This is a genomic window from Rhizobium sp. NZLR11, assembly GCF_019685115.1.
In the GTDB taxonomy this organism is placed as follows: Bacteria; Pseudomonadota; Alphaproteobacteria; order Rhizobiales; family Rhizobiaceae; genus Rhizobium.
This window is the reverse complement of sequence record NZ_JABDWD010000006.1, coordinates 231,681-246,799: the sequence shown is the minus strand read 5'-3', so window position 1 is coordinate 246,799 and position 15,119 is coordinate 231,681. Positions and strand designations below refer to the sequence as shown.

The 15,119-nt window shown below is 61.4% G+C and carries 13 protein-coding genes and 1 tRNA gene; 4 read left to right on the top strand and 10 right to left on the bottom strand.

The genetic code is table 11. The annotated features are described in order from the left end of the window. Nucleotides 1-3: 3 nt before the first annotated feature. Together HJB83_RS13175 and tesB are read right to left on the bottom strand one after the other, a co-directional pair. Nucleotides 4-354: a P-II family nitrogen regulator gene (locus HJB83_RS13175; protein ID WP_003543684.1), complete on the bottom strand. Its 351-nt coding sequence runs from the start codon at nucleotides 352-354 to the stop codon at nucleotides 4-6. A gap of 221 nt (nucleotides 355-575) precedes the next feature. Further along, the gene (gene tesB, locus HJB83_RS13170) at nucleotides 576-1,460 is read right to left on the bottom strand and encodes an acyl-CoA thioesterase II (protein ID WP_221131645.1); all 885 of its coding nucleotides are present in this window, start codon (nucleotides 1,458-1,460) and stop codon (nucleotides 576-578) included. A gap of 84 nt (nucleotides 1,461-1,544) precedes the next feature. On the opposite strand from tesB, the gene HJB83_RS13165 reads away from it, so the two are divergent. Further along, nucleotides 1,545-2,759 carry a ubiquinone biosynthesis hydroxylase gene (locus HJB83_RS13165; RefSeq protein WP_221131644.1) on the top strand — a complete coding sequence of 405 codons (1,215 nt, stop codon included), beginning with the start codon at nucleotides 1,545-1,547 and terminating at the stop codon, nucleotides 2,757-2,759. A 17-nt stretch (nucleotides 2,760-2,776) separates the two neighbouring features. Here the strand turns inward: HJB83_RS13165 and HJB83_RS13160 are convergent, their stop codons facing one another. From HJB83_RS13160 to HJB83_RS13145, 4 genes are all read right to left on the bottom strand, one after another. After that, complete coding sequence (locus HJB83_RS13160) at nucleotides 2,777-2,965, bottom strand: Trm112 family protein (RefSeq protein WP_003589705.1); 189 nt, start codon at nucleotides 2,963-2,965, stop codon at nucleotides 2,777-2,779. Nucleotides 2,966-2,974: 9 nt separating this feature from the next. After that, nucleotides 2,975-3,661: an LON peptidase substrate-binding domain-containing protein gene (locus HJB83_RS13155; RefSeq protein WP_207584400.1), complete on the bottom strand. Its 687-nt coding sequence runs from the start codon at nucleotides 3,659-3,661 to the stop codon at nucleotides 2,975-2,977. Between the two features lie 174 nt (nucleotides 3,662-3,835). Beyond that, nucleotides 3,836-4,810, bottom strand: coding sequence for a thioredoxin (gene trxA / locus HJB83_RS13150; protein WP_207582174.1), 975 nt, complete (start codon nucleotides 4,808-4,810; stop codon nucleotides 3,836-3,838). Between the two features lie 159 nt (nucleotides 4,811-4,969). After that, nucleotides 4,970-5,479: a prolyl-tRNA synthetase associated domain-containing protein gene (locus tag HJB83_RS13145; RefSeq protein WP_207582175.1), complete on the bottom strand. Its 510-nt coding sequence runs from the start codon at nucleotides 5,477-5,479 to the stop codon at nucleotides 4,970-4,972. 256 nt (nucleotides 5,480-5,735) lie between these two features. On the opposite strand from HJB83_RS13145, the gene HJB83_RS13140 reads away from it, so the two are divergent. The 3 genes from HJB83_RS13140 (at nucleotide 5,736) to HJB83_RS13130 (ending at nucleotide 9,363) form a co-directional block, all read left to right on the top strand. Next, nucleotides 5,736-5,810, top strand: a tRNA-Gly gene (locus HJB83_RS13140). A 408-nt stretch (nucleotides 5,811-6,218) separates the two neighbouring features. Next, nucleotides 6,219-7,661: a M81 family metallopeptidase gene (locus HJB83_RS13135; RefSeq protein WP_207582194.1), complete on the top strand. Its 1,443-nt coding sequence runs from the start codon at nucleotides 6,219-6,221 to the stop codon at nucleotides 7,659-7,661. A 367-nt stretch (nucleotides 7,662-8,028) separates the two neighbouring features. Continuing rightward, on the top strand, nucleotides 8,029-9,363 hold the full coding sequence (locus tag HJB83_RS13130) for a glucoamylase family protein (RefSeq protein ID WP_207582195.1): 1,335 nt from the start codon (nucleotides 8,029-8,031) through the stop codon (nucleotides 9,361-9,363). A 101-nt stretch (nucleotides 9,364-9,464) separates the two neighbouring features. Here the strand turns inward: HJB83_RS13130 and HJB83_RS13125 are convergent, their stop codons facing one another. The 4 genes from HJB83_RS13125 to HJB83_RS13110 all read right to left on the bottom strand — a co-directional run bounded on the left by HJB83_RS13125 (nucleotide 9,465) and on the right by HJB83_RS13110 (nucleotide 15,079). Continuing rightward, a complete protein-coding gene (locus tag HJB83_RS13125) occupies nucleotides 9,465-10,502 on the bottom strand; it encodes an ABC transporter ATP-binding protein (protein WP_207582196.1) in 1,038 nt (345 codons plus the stop codon). Then, nucleotides 10,499-12,163, bottom strand: coding sequence for an iron ABC transporter permease (locus HJB83_RS13120; RefSeq protein WP_221131643.1), 1,665 nt, complete (start codon nucleotides 12,161-12,163; stop codon nucleotides 10,499-10,501). The genes HJB83_RS13125 and HJB83_RS13120 overlap by 4 nt, the downstream gene beginning before the upstream one ends. A 61-nt stretch (nucleotides 12,164-12,224) precedes the next feature. Continuing rightward, a complete protein-coding gene (locus tag HJB83_RS13115) occupies nucleotides 12,225-13,241 on the bottom strand; it encodes an iron ABC transporter substrate-binding protein (RefSeq protein ID WP_221131642.1) in 1,017 nt (338 codons plus the stop codon). 299 nt (nucleotides 13,242-13,540) lie between these two features. Beyond that, nucleotides 13,541-15,079: an aldehyde dehydrogenase family protein gene (locus HJB83_RS13110; RefSeq protein WP_207582199.1), complete on the bottom strand. Its 1,539-nt coding sequence runs from the start codon at nucleotides 15,077-15,079 to the stop codon at nucleotides 13,541-13,543. Nucleotides 15,080-15,119 lie beyond the last annotated feature (40 nt).

Here is a 15,119-nt window from a genome sequence, read left to right as displayed (position 1 = left end):
CGCTTACAGCGCTTCTGAATCGGTTTCGCCCGTACGGATGCGCACGGCATGGTCGATCGAATAGACGAAAATCTTGCCGTCGCCGATCTGACCGGTCTTGGCCGATGCCGCGATGGCCTCGACCGCCCTGTCGACGAGTTCCGATGCAACCGCGATTTCGATCTTGAGCTTCGGCAGGAAGCTGACCGCATATTCGGTGCCGCGATAGATTTCGGTATGCCCCTTCTGGCGCCCGTAGCCCTTCACTTCGGTCACGGTCAGCCCTTGAATGCCGATCGCCGTAAGAGCTTCGCGGACCTCATCGAGCTTGAACGGCTTGATAATAGCCATCACAATTTTCATCTGGTTTCCCATCCTTCGTTATCCTCGGCGCGGAGCCGACTCTCCTTGCCGCTGACGTTCCTGAACAGCGACCGGCGATATACATTCAAGGGACGTGCCAGATTCGAGGCATGGAATAACTTATTGAAAAATAACGATTATAATACCTGGCGCCAATAAACAGGCAAATGATCGGCAAATGACCGGCCATCAATCGCACAAATAATGCGCAATTTTAAAAAGATGCGTATTTTTTATTCATTTGCCTTTTTCCGAATCAAACCCTCCTGTGCGACAGAGGCAATCAGCTCACCCGATCGGGTAAACAGGCTACCCCGGGTCAGCCCTCTGGCACCCGACGCCGACGGGCTGTCCTGCGTATAAAGCAACCAGTCGTCGAGCTTGCAGGGCCTGTGAAACCACATCGAATGATCGAGACTTGCCACCTGCAGGCTCTGATCGAAGATGGAGGTGCCGTGTGCATAAAGCGACGTATCGAGCAGGGTCATGTCCGAGAGATAGGCAAGCACGGCCGCCTGATAGAGCCGGTCGTCGGGAACCGGGCCGGTGGCGCGCACCCAAACGTCTTGTTTGGGATCGAGCTTCTTGTCGGAAAAATAATGCGTCAGCGAGACGGGACGGATCTCGATCGGCCGCTCGCGCTGCCAGTATTTTCGGATCGCCACCGGCGCATGCGCGAGATATTGCTCCTTGATCTGCTGTTCGCCAAGCAGCGCTTCGGGCATTGTCACCTCAGGCATGACGATCTGGTGATCGAAGCCCGGCTCCTCCACCTGGAAGGAGGCCGACAGCGTGAAGATCGCCTTGCCGTGCTGGATCGCGACGACGCGCCTGGTATTGAAGCTCGATCCATCGCGGATGCGCTCCGCCTGGTAGATGATCGGCACCGAGGGATCGCCGGGCCGCATGAAATAAGCATGCAGGGAATGGACGAAACGCTCGCCCTCGATGGTGCGCTGCGCCGCCATCAGCGCCTGGCCGATCACCTGGCCGCCGAAGACGCGCTGCCAGCCGGCCTGCGGGCTGCGTCCACGGAAGATATCGACCTCGATCGGCTCCAGGTCGAGCGTCGAAAGCAGTGTCTCCATTGCCGAAGACCCGGTCGTCTCGCGCGTCATTTTGTATGTCTCCCGGCGGTAGGAAGTGAAGTTGCGATGATCTATATAGGTCACATCTGAGGCACAAGGTACGGGAGCGGCGCGATGCTGGACATGCTGGTTGTGGGCGGGGGTTATGTCGGCCTTTCCGCCGCTGTCGCGGTCAAACAGGCAGCCCCCCATCTGAATGTCGTCGTCGTCGAGGCGGCCCCGGAGCATGTCTGGAAAAACGACACGCGCGCTTCCGCCGTCATCGCGGCGGCGTCGAAGATGCTCGAGGTCTTCGGCATCTGGAATGAGATCGAGCCGGAAGCCCAGCCGATCACCAAAATGATCGTTACCGACTCCAAGACCTCTGATCCGGTGCGCCCGGTTTTTCTCACCTTCGACGGCGAAGCGGCGGAAGGCCGGCCTTTCGCCCACATGATCCCGAATGTCGCCATGGTCGCAGCGCTGCGGGGCGTCTGCGAGCGGCTCGGCATCGACATCCGTCACGGGCTCGGCGCCACGGAGCTGAAGACGCACGACAGCCACATAACCGTCACGCTTTCGGATGGCAGCGCGCTGGAGAGCCGGCTGTTGGTTGCCTGCGACGGCGTGCGCTCGACGCTGCGCGATCTCGCCGGCATCAAGACCGTCACCTGGAACTACGGCCAGTCGGGCATCGTTGCCACGGTCGAACATGAGCGGCCGCATGATGGCTGCGCCGAGGAGCATTTCCTGCCGGCCGGTCCCTTCGCCATCCTGCCGCTCAAGAACAATCGCTCCTCGCTCGTCTGGACGGAGCGGACACATGATGCCGATCGGCTGGTCGCCGCCGACGACCTGGTCTTCGAGGAAGAGCTCGAACGCCGCTTCGGCCACAAGCTTGGGGCGCTGAAAATCATCGGCGACAAACGCGCCTTCCCGCTCGGCCTGACGCTGGCACGCGCCTTCGTCGCACCGCGTTTCGCGCTGGCCGGCGACGCCGCCCACGGCATTCACCCGATCTCAGGCCAGGGCCTCAATCTCGGCTTCAAGGATGTAGCGGCACTTGCCGAAACGATCGTGGAGGCTGATCGGCTCGGCCTCGATATCGGATCGATCAACATTCTCGAACGCTACCAGACCTGGCGCCGCTTCGACACCTTCCGTATGGGCGTGACGACGGACGTGCTGAACCGGCTGTTCTCCAACGACGCAATACCGATCCGCATCTCCCGAGACGTCGGCCTCGGCATCGTCGACCGGCTGCCGCGCCTCAAATCTTTCTTCATCGGCCAGGCGGCTGGAACGACGGCAAAGGACAATCCGCGGCTGCTGGCAGGCCAAGTCATTTGATGGTGATTTAAAGACGCCTATTCGTCGAGGCGACGGGCTTCGGACACCAGCATGATCGGAATGCCGTCGCGGATCGGATAGGCAAGCCGCGCCTTTTCCGAGACTAGCTCATTGTGTTCGCGATCATAGGAAAGCCGGCCCTTGGAGAGCGGGCAGACCAGCAGATCGAGCAGCTTTGGATCGACGCGGCTGAGTTTTTCATCCATGGCTGAAGTCTACTGCAGAACCGTGTCGGAGTCACCGAAGACCCGCGCCAGCACGATCTCGGTAATGGCGATCAGCGTTTCGGCCCGCGTCTTCAGATCGGGCGCTTCCAGCAGTGCCTGCTTTTCAGCCGGTCCGAACGGCGACATCATCGCCAGCGAATTGACAAGCGTCAGATTGCTCGCCCGCTCGACGCTCTCCCAGTCCGCTTCCAGCTTGTTGGCATCGAGATAGGCCTTGAAGGCAGTCAGAAGCGCTGCGCGGTCGACCGCCTCCTCCTCGTTCGCGGCCGAGAGATCGGCGATGAACGGCGCGATACGGAAGGTGCGGAACGGATCGCTGGTTGCTTTCTCCTCAAGCAACCGAAAGCGGCAGACGCCGGTCAGCGAGACGATATAGCGGCCGTCGCCAGTTTCGGCGAAGGAGGTGATGCGGCCAAGGCAGCCGACGGCGGCAAGATTGGGATCGCCGCCCTTGTCTTCGTGTTCGCCGAGCGCCGGCTGCACCATGCCGATCAGCCGGTTTCCCGTCAGTACAGCATCCAGCATCGCCAGATAACGCGGCTCGAAAATGTTGAGCGGAAGCTGCCCGGCCGGCAGAAGGAGGGCACCGGTCAGGGGAAAGACGGCGATTGTATCAGGCAGATCGCCCGGCTTCAGGTATCTGGCATTCCCGACTTGCATGAAACCGTCCCGCATTCTTGTAACGGGCATGCCCGTCCTCACGAGAATGTGGTGCCCCCGTCCGAAAACGCAAGGGCAGTTGCTCGAAACTTAGCGCCTACCTCCGAAAATCCGAATCGCCTTTCAACAGGATCAGACAGGGATACAAAGCAATACAGCGCCTTGCCGCCCTGTCGGACCCGCGGCGCTTTACGAGAACAGCATCGCCGAAAGCTTGCGCCGAGCCGAAATCGTCGCCGGATCCTTGAAGCCCCAGACCTCGAAGAACTGCAGCAGCTGGCGACGGGCGCCGTCATCGTCAAAGGCGCGGTCCTTGCGCATGATCAGCAGCAGGTGCTCGGCCGCTTCGTCGCGCCGGCCTTCGACATTGAGGATCTTGGCGAGCTTCAGCCGCGCCTCATGGTCGTCGGGGTTGACGGCAAGGCCACGTTCGAGCGCAACAGGATCGCCGAGCTTGCGGGCTTCCTCGATCTGTTCGAGCTTTTTCAGTACGGCCTGGATACCGGCGTCCTTCGCCAACTCTTCCGGCAGATCAGTCAGAGTTTCGCGCGCCCGCTCATGCTGGTTTGCGACGATCATGCACTCGGCCATGCCGGCAATCGCCTTGGCATTTTCGGGATCGGCCTGCATCACCGCGGCGTAGAGCTGAGCGGCCTCATTGATGTTGCCGGCGGCCAGCAGTTCTGCTGCTTCCGTAACCACGGCTTCGATCTCGGCCGCCTCATCGGCGCCGGCCGGGCCGGCGATACGGTCGATGAACTGCTGAATCTGGCTTTCCGGCACTGCACCCATGAAGCCGTCGGCGGGGCGGCCGTTAACGAAGGCGATCACGGCGGGGATCGACTGGATGCCGAGCTGGCCGGCGATCGAGGGATGGTCGTCGATGTTCATCTTGACCAGCCGGACGCGGCCCTTGGCTTCGTTGACCACCTTCTCCAACACCGGCGTCAGCTGCTTGCACGGCCCGCACCAGGGCGCCCAGAAATCCACCAGCACCGGTTGATTGCGCGATTCCTCGATGACGTCCTTGCCGAAATTCGCGGTCGTGGTGTCGGTGATGTAGCTGCCGGCTGCAGCCACGGGTTCTGGGGTGGCGCCGAAGCTTGTCGTCGCCGTCATCTGATTTCCGAAGGAACTGTTATAGGGGTTGTCGCTGCCGCTCATAGGTATCTCCCGCCGCGCCGATCTTGCCGGCGTCTTTGCTAAAGCATGTCGCGCAAAAGTGTAGCGGTTTTGCGATCAAGACATGCACAAAACCAAAGGCCTAAAGCGCCGCAAGCGAAACTGAAAGTCCGCGACGCGCTTTAGCGCTAAAATCGTATGTCAGGACGTCACTTTCAAGACAAGCGGCTTATGCCCGGTCGCTTCCATGAAACGGATGAGATCGGAGCTCGCAATCGATGTCGTCGCATCGTTGGATAGCGGATGGCAGTTGATGATCTCCTCGCGCATCAGATCGGTATCGAGCACGAAGGTGACATTCGCCGCAGTATCGTTGATCGCGCCGAATGCAGTGACCGCGCCGGGAATGACGCCGAGATATTCCATCAACTTCTCGGGCCTGCCGAAGGAGACCCTGCCGGACCCGCCGATGGCATTATGCACCTGCTTGAGATCGACGGCAGCGTTTTCCTCGACGGTCAGCAGAAAATACCTGTCCTTCTTGTCCTTGACGAACAGGTTCTTGGTGTGGCCGCCGGGGATCTCGTCGCGCAGCGCAACCGATTCCGCCACGGTGAAAACCGGCGCATGGTCAACCGTCTTATGGGCAATGCCGAGCCCATCGAGAAAGGCAAACAATTCTTCTCTGGTCTTCGGGACATTTTCGGACATTGGGCAATCCATTGGATAGGAAGGGAAAAAGACAAGGCGTCCTGATTAAGTCCGTCGACATCGTTTGGCAATCTTTGCGGCCGACGCTTTGCCCCGCATTTGCGGCCTTTCCGCCCGGCCCGCGCGAGCAGGAGAATTTTTCTTCACCTCTCCGTCATTTCCCTGTTGCATTTGAAAACCCGTTAGGCCATATAGCGCCGGTCGCCGCGAGGCGGCGCCCACGGTCCAACAACTACCCCGGACCGATGTGGATTGAGCGGGTGTAGCTCAGGGGTAGAGCACAACCTTGCCAAGGTTGGGGTCGAGGGTTCGAATCCCTTCGCCCGCTCCAGTTTCTCAAATTTTCAAAGCCTTAGCGCACCTTTGCCGTGCAGCGTGCCTGTTCTGAATGTTTGCCGATCCGCGAGCTCGCTGATCGGCGAATAAGGGGCGTGTGCTCCTCGCGGCCGGGGCGCGTAAACTGCTGAGTTTGACGCGATCTTGCGTGCACCCAATGACTCGCCGCATAGCAACGCCACTCTGCTTGGCCTCGACCCATAAGATGATGTTCTGATCATCGTCAACGGCAGGAGCAGATGGCGCACTCAATGAGATGGGCCGCACCGCTTGCGACAATCCCTCACTTGGTGTCAGATGACCGGAGAAATTCTTGACGACAGCACCGGCCTCGAGGTCCAGGGCGCTGCCGGCATTGCGGCCCTACCTTCCTGATTGCTCCCAATATCAACTGAGGTTTCCCATGCGCATCGCCGTTGGTGGCATTCATATCGAATGCAGCACATACAATCCCGTCCTGAACGAGGAGAAGGATTTTCGCGTGCTGCGCGGGGACGCACTGCTGGCATCACCCTACTTTGGCTTCCTCAGGGATTACGACGCCGAATTCCTACCGACGATCCATGCCCGCGCCATTGCTGGCGGCCCGGTTTCACGCGCCACCTACGAGGCCTTCAAGGGCGAATTCCTCGAGCGGCTGAAGCCGATGCTGCCGCTCGACGGTCTCTACCTCGCCATGCATGGCGCCATGTATGTCGAGGGCATGGAGGATGCCGAAGGTGACTGGATTTGTGCGGCCCGCGCGCTCGTCGGCGAGGCCTGCACGGTGTCGGCAAGCTACGACCTGCATGGCAACGTCACCCAGCGCATCATCGATGCGCTCGATATTTATTCAACCTATCGCACTGCGCCGCATATCGATGTCGAGGAGACGATGCGCCGCTCGGTCTCCATGCTGGTGAAGAGCCTGAAATCAGGTGTGCGGCCGGTTGTTCTCTGGGCGCCGGTCCCGGTCGTGCTGCCCGGCGAGCGCACCAGCACCGTCGATGAGCCGGCGAAAAGCCTCTATGAGATGCTGCCCGAAATCGATGCGATTGATGGTGTCTGGGATGCATCACTGATGGTTGGTTATGTCTGGGCCGACGAACCGCGCGCCACGGCCGCCGCCATCATCACCGGCACCGACCGCGCGGTAATGGAGCGCGAGGCCAGACGTCTCGCCAAGGCCTATTGGGATGCGCGCGAAGACTTTGTCTTCGGCTGCGAGACCGGCTCGTTGGAGGAATGCGTCGCGAGAGCCATTGCAAGCCCGACAATCCCCGTCGTGCTCGCCGAATCCGGCGACAACCCGACCGGCGGCGGCGTCGGGGACCGAGCCGACGTGCTGGCCGAGTTGATCGGTAGGGGTGCTGCCGGCGTCGTCTTCGCCGGCATCACCGACAAGGCGGCAACCGAGACCTGCTATGCCGCAGGCGTGGGCGCCAAACTGGACCTCAGCGTTGGCGCCTCACTCGACAGCGAGGGCAGCAAGCCGGTCAATGCTCGTTTCATCGTCAAGTTCCTGCATGGAACCGCCGAACCCGCCGACCGCCAGGCGGTGGTTTCGATCGATGGCATCGATCTCGTACTGTCCGCCAAACGCCGGCCCTATCACAACATAGCCGATTTCACCCGGCTCGGCCTCGATCCGCACAAGGCGAGGATCATTGTCGTCAAATCGGGTTATCTCTCTCCCGAGCTGGCGCCGATTGCAAATCCCAGCCTGATGGCGCTCTCGACCGGTGTCGTCGATCAGTTCGTCGAGCGCCTGCCACGGCTGCGCAAGCAGCATCCAACCTATCCCTTCGACAAGGATTTTGCCTTCGAGCCGCAGGTCTTCCTGTCGGCGCGTTCGGCGGGGACTTGAGACGACCGATCGGCGAGAGGCGTGTTTCATCTTCACTGCCTCGCGGCGCGATGCCAAGGGGTAGATGCGCGCAGTAGAGACTACGACGCCTCATACCAGCCTATACGATTGAGCGACTGTCACCCGTTCCGCGGAAGATCGGAGGAACCGAATATCGCCGAAAACAACGGCTGCGGACCGGCGCGTAACCGCTGCTTTTGCTGCACCGCTTATATGACTTCTACTAGATATTATTTCACCGATAATTATTAACGACCACTTCTGCCCATTTGTGTTCTCTTATCCCTGCGAATCAAAAAGGTTTGATTTGCCGGGGGACGGCCGTCATGTTCAAGCATGGGGCGATGCAACAGTTGGGTAGGAGCCTATGCTGCAACGGATTGAAGATATTGATGCAGCGCTTGTCGACAGGCTGCAGCATTCGGCATTCAAGTACTTCCTGAAATATTCCAATCCCGAAAATGGCCTGGTGGCCGATACCTCGATCGGCGGCGTGCCGGCAAGTATCGCAGCCGTCGGCTTTGCCCTTTCCTCCTATCCCGTCGGTGTCGAGCGTTGCTGGATCAGCCGCGCGGAAGCAGCCGAACGCACGGTCAATACGCTGCGGTTTTTCGCCGGCGCGCGTCAGGGCGAGGAACGCCACGCCACCGGCCACCGCGGCTTCTTCTACCACTTTCTGCATATGGATACCGGCCACCGCGCCTGGAACAGCGAGCTGTCGACCATCGATACGGCGCTGCTGGTCGCCGGCATCCTGACATCAGCGCAGTATTTCATCCGCGAAGACGACGAGACGGAAACGGAAATCCGTGAGCTCGCGACCTTCATCTACGAGCGCGTCGATTGGCGCTGGGCGTTGAACAAGGGCGACACCATTGCCATGGGTTGGAAGCCCTCTTCCGGCTTCCTGCGTTGGCGCTATCACGGCTTCGACGAGGCGATCATCCTTTACGCACTGGCGCTCGCATCGCCGACGCACCCCATCCCGCAATCTTGCTACGACGCCTTTACGTCAAGCTATTCCTGGATGCTGCACGGCGAACAGTCCTATCTCTATGCCGGGCCGCTGTTCATCCACCTGTTCTCTCATGCCTGGATCGATTTCCGCGGCATTCAGGACAAGCCGATGGCGGAGCGGAACTGGGATTATTTCCGCAACACGCAGGCGGTCATCAACGTCCAGCGTGATTATGCCGAGCGCAATCCCGGCCAGTTCGTCGGCTATAACAAGAATATCTGGGGTTTCTCCGCCTGCGACGGCCCGCCGCCGACGCGGCGCATGCGCGGCGGCCGCCAGCCGAAGGTTCTGGGTTATGCCGCTCGCGGAGCCCCGCTCGGCCCGGATGACGGCACGATCGCACCCTGGGCAGCCCTTGCCTGCCTGCCCTATGACCGGCAGGCGGCTTTGGATGGCACCAAGGCACTTTTGACCAGCTATCCGAACCTGCTCTTGGAAGGCGGCTTTCCCGGCGGCTTCAACCCGACGGTCAAGACCACGCGGCCGGAAGGCTGGGTCGACGACCGCACCGTCGGCATTGATCAGGGTCTTCTCGTCATGACCGTCGAGAACGAGCGCTCCGACTTCATCTGGAAGCTGATGAGGCAATCGCCGGCCATCCGGCTCGGGCTCGAGCGCGCCGGCTTTACCGGCGGCTGGCTTGAAGGCATCGAGCCGCAAGAAGTGGTGCGCAAGTTCGGCTAAAGCAATTACAGGAAAAGTGCGAAGCGGTTTTCCGTCCGGAATTGCGTTAAAACAAGAAGTTATGGGGGTTCTGAGCGTCCTCGGACGCGCGACGCTTTCACTCAGCTCTCGAAAACATGCGCCTTGCCGGCGATATCGAGGCGAACGAGATCGCCTCGCGCCGGCAGCGCGACGCTCGAGGTCTTGATCAGGATCGGCGGCAGGGCAACACCGTCGAGCGAAACGGCAACGGTGCAGACCGCGCCGCCGAACTCCACCTCGACGACACGTCCGCCATGGTTGCGATCGCTTTCATCGGCAACGACGCGGATCTGCTCCGGCCGCAGCATGATCTCCGCTTTGCCCTGACGACTGCCTTCGACGGCGACGCGGCCAAGCGCGCAGTCGGCCAGACCGTTCCGAATGATCGCGGGAAGCAGCACGGCATCGCCGAGGAACAGTGCTGTCTCACGATCCCTGGGATGCAGATACAATGATTGCGGCGACCCGGCCTGAACCAGCCGTCCTTCTCTGAGCACCGCGACCTGATCGGCAAAGGTCAGCGCCTCTTCCTGATCATGCGTAACCAGAATGGTGGTAATGCCGGCCGCCTTGAGAACGCGCGCAACCGCCTTGCGCATGTTCTCGCGCAACCCGGTGTCGAGTGCCGAGAAAGGTTCGTCGAGCAGCATCAGCCGCGGCTTGCGGCCGAGCGCGCGGGCAAGCGCCACGCGCTGCTGTTGGCCGCCGGAAAGCTGATGCGGGCGCCGCACCAGCATGCCGCGGTCGAGCTCGACCATATCGAGCAGCTCGACGATACGCTTCTCACGGTCGGCCGCACCCCGCTCGAAGCCGAAGCCGATATTTTCGGCGACGCTTAAGTGCGGAAACAGCGCGCCGTCCTGCGAAACGATGCCGATGCCGCGCTTGTGAGCCGGCACCGTCGCGGGGCCGTCGGCAAGCACCTCGCCATCGAGCGTCACTCTCCCGACGTCGGGCTGCTCGAAGCCGGCAATGATGCGCAGCAGTGTCGTCTTGCCCGAACCGGACGGGCCAACGACGGCGGTGCGGCTGCCCGCCTGGACATCGAGCGAAATATCCTTCAGCGCCTGCACAGGCCCGTAGCGCTTGCTGATGTTTTCGATCGTAAGCAGCGTCATTGGCCGGCAGTCCGTTTCGATTGGGTATAGAGCATCAGCGTGAGCGGCAGCGACAGCACGATCATCATGAAGGCATAGGGCGCAGCCGAAACATAATCGATCTCGCTGGTCAGCGACCAGAATTTCGTCGCCAGCGTATCGACGCCGTTGGGCGACAGCATCAGGGTCGCCGTCAGTTCATTGGTAATGCCGAGGGCGGCGAGCGCGACGCTGGCCGCCGCTCCGGGTGCGGCAAGCCGCATGGTGATCTGCCGTACCGCCTGCCCCGGGGTGCGGCCGAGGCCCATCGCGGCGCGCTCCAGCTCCACCGGTGCCTGGGCGATGCTGGCGCGCAGCCCCACCATGGCGCGGGGCAGGAAAAGCATCACATAGGCGACGAGCAGCGTTGCAAAGGTCTGGTAGAGGGGCAGCACGAGACGCACGGTGATCGTCACCAGCGCCAGCGCCACGACGACACCCGGCAGCGAGCCGACATAGTAATGGCAGGCTTCGAGCACGCGCTGCAAACGGCCGGGCGCACGCACGGAAAGCCAGGCCATCGGTGCTGCGGCAATCGTCGCCAGCACGCCGCCGACAATGGCAAGCACGATCGTCTGCAGGAAAGCGCTGCCGACTTCGATGCGCCAGATCTCGGTGCCGCCGAGATAGAGCCAGCGGCCAAGCGTCACCAGCGGCACGCCGAGGGTCAGCACCGCCAGGACGACAGGCAGAAAAACGGCCGGCACCACGAACCAGCCGAGCCGGCGGCGATCTGTCGGACGCGGCGAGCCGGAGCCGACGCGTGCATACCGTTCGTTGCCGCGCACCAGCACCTCGAAGCCGAGCAGAAAAAGACAGCAGGCGACGAGCACGCCGCCGAGCATGTTGGAGGCGGGACTGTTGTAGGAGGACTGGAACTGGTCGACAATCGCCGTCGCGAAAGTGTCGAACCGGATCATCACAAACAGGCCGTACTCCGAAAGCAGATGCAGCCCGATCAGCAGCGAGCCGCCGCAAATGGCGAGTCGGAGCTGCGGCAGCACCGCCCGGAAGAAGACCCGCCAGGGATTGAGACCCAGCGAGGCCGCGGCATCCTCGATCGCCGGATCGAGACGGCGCAACGCCGCGGCGACCGGCAGGTAGAGAAAAGGATAATAGGCGATCACCGAGACGAAGACACCGCTCTGCAGGCCGTGCATGCCGGGGACGAGGCTGACCCAGGCATAGCTGTGTACGAAGGCAGGCACGGCGAGCGGAGCAATCGCAAGCCAGGCGCAGAGCCGCGCGAAAGGAATGTCGGTCCGCTCGGTCAGCCAGGCAAGCGTCACCGCAAGCGCGATCGATAGTGGAATGGTGAGCGATTCCAGCAGAACCGTGTTGACGAGCAGTTCGCCGACGCGCGGCCGAAAGACCAGGGCGTTTACCGTTTCCCAGCCGACATCATAGGTGACCCAGCCGATGAAGCCGAGCGGCACCAGGCTGAAGATCGCGACGATGGTTGCCAGCAGCACCACGGAAGCGTGCGGCATGGGCGCGCGCGGCAAACCCATCCGCCCCCCAGGCGCGACCGGCCCCGCGTTACCGGATGCGAGCAATCTGTTGTCCTGCAGCAAGGCCGATGCCTTTACACGCTGAAAAAGGAAGGCAACCGCTTTTGAGGAGCGGTTGCCGGATTTCGTCATGCCCTAAGGTTTTCTTGAGCCAAAAGCAATAGTTTTGGCGGAAGTCGCCTGCGGCAGAAGGTCAGATCAGGCCGGCGGCCGTCATCAGCTCCACAACCTTCTTGCTGTCGAGCGTCGAAGCTTCGACTTTCGGCGCGTCGAGATCGGCGAGCGGAGCGAGCTTCTCGTTGGAGGGCGCGTCCTTGCCGACGGCATATTCGTAGGAGTCACCATCCTTGAGAACCGCCTGGCCGGCCTTGCTGGTGAGGAACTTCAGGAAAGCCTGGGCTTCCTTCATGTGCTGCGTTGACTTCAGGATGCCGCCGCCCGAAACGCTGACGAAGGCGCCGGGATCCTGGTTCTTGAAGTAGTGCAGGCCGACATTCTTGCTGTTCTCGCCGGTCTTCGCCTGATCGCCGAACCAATAATAGTGATAGATGATCGCACCCTCGACTTCGCCTGCATTGACGGCCTTCATGGCGACGCTGTTGCCCTTGTAGGGCGTGGCGTTTTCCTTGAGAGCCTTCAGCCAGTCGGCGGTCGCCTGCTCACCCTTGAGCTGCAGCAGCGCAGCGACGATGGCCTGGAAATCGGCGCCGGCAGGTGACGCACCCCAGCGACCTTTCCAGGCCGGATCAGCAAGGTCAAGCATTGATTTCGGCAGCTTGTCTTCGGTGAGCTTCGTCTTGTCATAGGCAAAAACGGTGGTGCGGGCGGCAATGCCGGTCCACATGCCGTCAGCCGGGCGATATTGATCGGGAACCTGGTCCAGCGTGTCCTTTTCGATGGGGGCAAAGAGGCCCGCGCCATCGACCAGCGTCATCGCCGGCGAATTCTCGGTCAGGAACACGTCGGCCGGAGAGGCGTCGCCTTCCTGAATGATCTGGTTGGCGAACTGCATGTCGCCGCCCTGCCGCATGGTGACCTTGATGCCGGTCTCCTTGGTGAAGGCATCGATCCATTCGCGGCCCAGGCTTTCATGCTGGGCATTGTAGACGACGAGACTTTCGTCCTGCGCATTGGCGCTACCGGCGAGCGCGGTGGCGGCGAGAAGCGAAGCGGCAAGCGCGAGGGAAAAACGGCTAAGAGCAATGTTCATGATGGCCTCCGTGGCGATGTCACCCGAGGTCTCCACGGGTGATGAGAGGCGTATATTTTTCCTGACTGAGGATTTCAAGTTTGGCTTGCCCGAAAAAGCCATCACAATATCTTGACTAAATGTCTCATGTTATAGTGGAATAAATCGCGATTGGCCAAAAAGGCGACGCCCCCTGCATGTCGCCCGGAAGTGTGCAGTGGTTCCGGATAGCGACACACTTCAAAACAAAGAGCTAACGCGCGTCGCATGAATCAATTGCATGCGACGCGCTTTAGGGAATGCCGCCCGTTGCAGCCGGCTTATTCGACGTCGAACTTGACGCCCTGCGCAAGCGGCAGCGTCCTGCCGTAATTGATCGTGTTGGTGGAGCGCCGCATATAGGCCTTCCAGGCATCCGAGCCGGATTCGCGGCCACCACCGGTTTCCTTCTCGCCACCGAAGGCGCCGCCGATTTCGGCGCCCGATGGCCCGAGATTGACATTGGCGATGCCGCAATCCGAGCCGCGGGCGGAGACGAAGGTTTCGGCCTCGCGCATGTCGTTGGTGAAGATCGACGACGACAGCCCCTGCGGCACGGCATTGTGCAGCGCCAGCACCGCGTCGAAATCGCTATATTTGATCACATAGAGGATCGGCGCGAAGGTCTCGTGCTCGACCGGGCCGGTCTGATCAGGCATTTCGACCAGCGCCGGGCGAACGTAAAAGGCGTCAGTCGAACCATTGTCGACGCGGTCGCCGCCGGTCACCTTGCCGCCGGCCGATTTCGCTTCGCCAAGTGCTGCCTGCATCTTCTCGAAAGCCTTGCCGTCGATCAGTGGTCCCACCAGCGTGCCGGTTTCGAGCGGATTGCCGATGGTGACGGAGCCATAGGCCTTCTGCAGGCGCGGCACCAATTGGTCGTAGACGCTGTCATGCACGAAGAGACGACGCAGCGTCGTGCAGCGCTGGCCGGCCGTGCCCATGGCGGAGAAGGCAACGCCGCGCAACGTCAGGTCGAGATCGGCGCTTGGGCAGACGATCGCCGCATTGTTGCCGCCGAGTTCGAGAATGGCGCGGGCAAAACGCTGCGACAGCCGCGGACCGACGGCGCGGCCCATGGCCGTCGAACCGGTGGCGGAAACGAGTGGGATCTTCGGATGGTCGACCAGCACTTCGCCGACTTCACGGCCGCCGATGATCAAAGTCGATAGATTGGCCGGAGCCGTGCCGCCCTCGGCGATGAAGCGCTTCAGCGCCTTCTCGAACAGTGCCTGCACGGCAAGGGCGGTCAAAGGTGTCTTTTCCGAGGGCTTCCAGACGGTGGAATTGCCGCAGACCATCGCCAGCGCCGCATTCCACGACCAGACAGCAACAGGGAAGTTGAAGGCGGAGATGATACCGATCACACCGAGCGGATGCCAGCTTTCCATCATCCGGTGTTCGGAGCGCTCGGTGGCGATCGTCAGGCCGTAGAGCTGACGGGAAAGGCCGACCGCGAAATCGCAGATATCGATCATCTCCTGCACTTCGCCGAGGCCTTCGGATGTGATCTTGCCGACTTCGATCGAGACGAGACGGCCGAGTGCTGCCTTGGCGGCGCGCAGTTCCTCGCCGAGCAGGCGGACCAGTTCGCCGCGCTTCGGTGCCGGTACGGCACGCCATTCGAGGAAGGCCTTATGCGCCTCTTCGATCGCCGCATTCGCCTCGGCAACCGAATGCTCTCTGAGTTTGCCGATTTCCTTGCCGGTGACCGGCGAGCTGACCGACAGGGTGCCGCCGTGATAGCGGCCGGCATCGACGCCGAGTTCGGCAAGCAGCTTGGCGGTTTCGGTGGCGAGATCGAGGACGGCGATATTCATTGTCGTGGTTCCAATCTTATTATTCTCAGAAGCGAGTTTC

Excerpts from the sequence above, each read along its gene's own strand:
- HJB83_RS13145 (WP_207582175.1), bottom strand. The coding sequence starts at position 5,479 with ATGTCCGAAAATGTCCCGAAGACCAGAGAAGAATTGTTTGCCTTTCTC.
- HJB83_RS13130 (WP_207582195.1), top strand. The coding sequence starts at position 8,029 with ATGCTGCAACGGATTGAAGATATTGATGCAGCGCTTGTCGACAGGCTG.
- HJB83_RS13135 (WP_207582194.1), top strand. The coding sequence starts at position 6,219 with ATGCGCATCGCCGTTGGTGGCATTCATATCGAATGCAGCACATACAAT.
- HJB83_RS13120 (WP_221131643.1), bottom strand. The coding sequence starts at position 12,163 with ATGACGAAATCCGGCAACCGCTCCTCAAAAGCGGTTGCCTTCCTTTTT.
- HJB83_RS13110 (WP_207582199.1), bottom strand. The coding sequence starts at position 15,079 with ATGAATATCGCCGTCCTCGATCTCGCCACCGAAACCGCCAAGCTGCTT.
- HJB83_RS13125 (WP_207582196.1), bottom strand. The coding sequence starts at position 10,502 with ATGACGCTGCTTACGATCGAAAACATCAGCAAGCGCTACGGGCCTGTG.
- tesB (WP_221131645.1), bottom strand. The coding sequence starts at position 1,460 with ATGACGCGCGAGACGACCGGGTCTTCGGCAATGGAGACACTGCTTTCG.
- HJB83_RS13155 (WP_207584400.1), bottom strand. The coding sequence starts at position 3,661 with ATGCGGGACGGTTTCATGCAAGTCGGGAATGCCAGATACCTGAAGCCG.
- HJB83_RS13175 (WP_003543684.1), bottom strand. The coding sequence starts at position 354 with ATGGGAAACCAGATGAAAATTGTGATGGCTATTATCAAGCCGTTCAAG.
- trxA (WP_207582174.1), bottom strand. The coding sequence starts at position 4,810 with ATGAGCGGCAGCGACAACCCCTATAACAGTTCCTTCGGAAATCAGATG.
- HJB83_RS13160 (WP_003589705.1), bottom strand. The coding sequence starts at position 2,965 with ATGGATGAAAAACTCAGCCGCGTCGATCCAAAGCTGCTCGATCTGCTG.
- HJB83_RS13165 (WP_221131644.1), top strand. The coding sequence starts at position 1,545 with ATGCTGGACATGCTGGTTGTGGGCGGGGGTTATGTCGGCCTTTCCGCC.
- HJB83_RS13115 (WP_221131642.1), bottom strand. The coding sequence starts at position 13,241 with ATGAACATTGCTCTTAGCCGTTTTTCCCTCGCGCTTGCCGCTTCGCTT.